This is a genomic window from Streptomyces sp. NPDC032161 (assembly GCF_040636995.1).
In the GTDB taxonomy this organism is placed as follows: Bacteria; Actinomycetota; Actinomycetes; order Streptomycetales; family Streptomycetaceae; genus Streptomyces.
Genome location: NZ_JBEZVN010000127.1, coordinates 1 through 1169 on the forward strand (window position 1 = coordinate 1; position 1169 = coordinate 1169).

At 72.5% G+C, this 1169-nt stretch carries 1 protein-coding gene; it reads right to left on the reverse strand.

The window, feature by feature from the left end:
• Positions 1 to 1148, reverse strand: a 1148-nt coding sequence (locus tag AB0E67_RS36515; RefSeq protein WP_362035173.1) for a condensation domain-containing protein, incomplete at its 3' end; no start/stop codon positions are given.
• Positions 1149 to 1169: the final 21 nt, after the last annotated feature.

Consider the following 1169-nt stretch of genomic DNA (forward strand, 5'->3'; position numbering starts at 1 on the left):
TCCACCGCCGTCCGCTCCCGACCCGTCCACGCACGCAGCACCCGCGCCAGACAGGTCAGCAGGACATCGTCGATCCTGGTCCGGTAGACGGGCGGCACCTGGTGGAGCAGCGCCGCCGTCGTCTCCGGGTCGAGGGTCACCTCCACGGTGGACTGGACCGCCATCGTGTTGCGTCCGTCGGGGAAGTCGACGGGAAGAGCGACGGCATCCCGGGCAGCAGCCTCGTGCCAGTAGGCGACCTGGTCGTCGAACCCGCCGTCCGCGGTGTGCCGGGCGAGCCGGTCGGCCCACTCCCGCACGGACGAGGTCCGTGCGTCGAGGCGCACCGAGTCCCCGGCGCGGGCCTGAGCGTACGCCGCCTCCAGGTCCTCCAGGAGGATGCGCCAGGAGACGCCGTCGACGAGGAGGTGGTGGGCCACGATGCCGAGGAGCGCGGGGCGGTCCGGGCCCCGGTCGCCCACGACGACGCGGAACAGCGGCCCCGAGGAGAGGTCCATCCCCGCCTGCGCGGCGGCGACCTGGGCACGCCAGGTGTCGGTGTCGCCGGGGTGGACGGTGAGGACGGAGTCCACGACGACATCGGCGACGGGAGCGATGACCGCGGTCCATGCGTCGGCGCCGGGGGCACGGTGGAACGTGGAACGCAGTCCGTCGTGCTGTGCGACGAGCGCCGCCACGGCGGTCCGCAGCGCGGGCACGTCGACGTCGCCCGCCGACTCGAACGCCATCGACATGGCGAAGTGGTGCGGGGCCGACGGGTGGTGTGCGAAGAACCACTCGCGGATCGGGGTCGCTCCGACCGGCCCGGAGACGGCCGGCCGGCCCCTGTCGGCCGCCGCGTCGGACGGGTCGACGGCGGAGGACGTGGAACAGACCGCGGCGAGGTCGGCGACGTTCTGCCGCTGGAAGACGTCCCGCGAAGTCAGGGTGATCCCGGCTCGACGGGCGCGGGAGACGACTTGGAGGCTGGCGATGGAGTCGCCACCGAGACTGAAGAAATTGTCGTGGACACCGACCCGTTCGACACCGAGCACATCCGCCCACACACCCGCCAGGATCCTCTCCGCATCAGTGCGCGGCGCGACGTACTCCTCCCCCGCCTCCACCTCCGGAGCGGGAAGCGCCCTGCGGTCCACCTTGCCATTCACACTCAACGGCAGCGCATCCAG